We start from the raw sequence: 599 nt of genomic DNA, 5'->3' as shown, positions 1-599 counted from the left end.
CTACACCGTCACGCTTGACCACAACGGCATCACGGTGCCGCTGACCAACGGCGTGGAAGAGCAGCTGCACGGCATCGATACCGCACAACTGCGGCTGGTGATGCTGCCGGGAATGAGTCAACCGGTGTTCTGCGTGCCCACGCCGATGACGCTGGATATCCCGCGTGTCCCTATTTCCACAAAACGCTCGGGCATCTACTGGGGCGACCTGAAGGTCGAGCTCCGTGTGCCCACCGCAACGCCCTGACCTCCGGGAGCCTCCATGAAGCTCACCGCCCTTTGCCTGATTCCCATAGCGCTGCTGATGGCACTGCCTGCGCAGGCTAACCTCACCGTCCACCCGATGCGCGCCGCGGTGGATGGCAAGCGTGCCACCCAGATCCGCATCTATTCCCAGTCCACCCAGCCGCAGTACATCCAGGCAACGCTGCGCCGGATCGTCGATCCTGCAGGTGCCGAAGAGAGCGAAGTAGAGATGGAGCCGAGCGAGGCCGCCATCGCTGTTACCCCCGGCAAGTTCGCGCTCGCAGGCGGTGGCAACCGCCTGATCCGTGTCATCCCGCTGCAGCCTGTGCAGCAGGAAACCGCCTATCGCGTTT

The 599-nt window shown here is 63.8% G+C and carries 1 protein-coding gene and 1 pseudogene; both read left to right on the top strand.

The window, feature by feature from the left end:
- A partial coding sequence (locus DAI20_RS19835; RefSeq protein ID WP_497802648.1) for a CblD like pilus biogenesis initiator family protein occupies positions 1-247 on the top strand: 247 nt, incomplete at its 5' end.
- Between the two features lie 15 nt (positions 248-262).
- Positions 263-599 (top strand): annotated as a pseudogene (locus tag DAI20_RS19830) (fimbrial protein); the annotation flags it as partial.

This window comes from Planctomonas deserti, from assembly GCF_003067705.1.
Lineage (GTDB): Bacteria > Actinomycetota > Actinomycetes > Actinomycetales > Microbacteriaceae > Planctomonas > Planctomonas deserti.
Note: the sequence above shows the minus strand (reverse complement) of the source record. Positions and strands in the feature narration are given on the sequence as shown.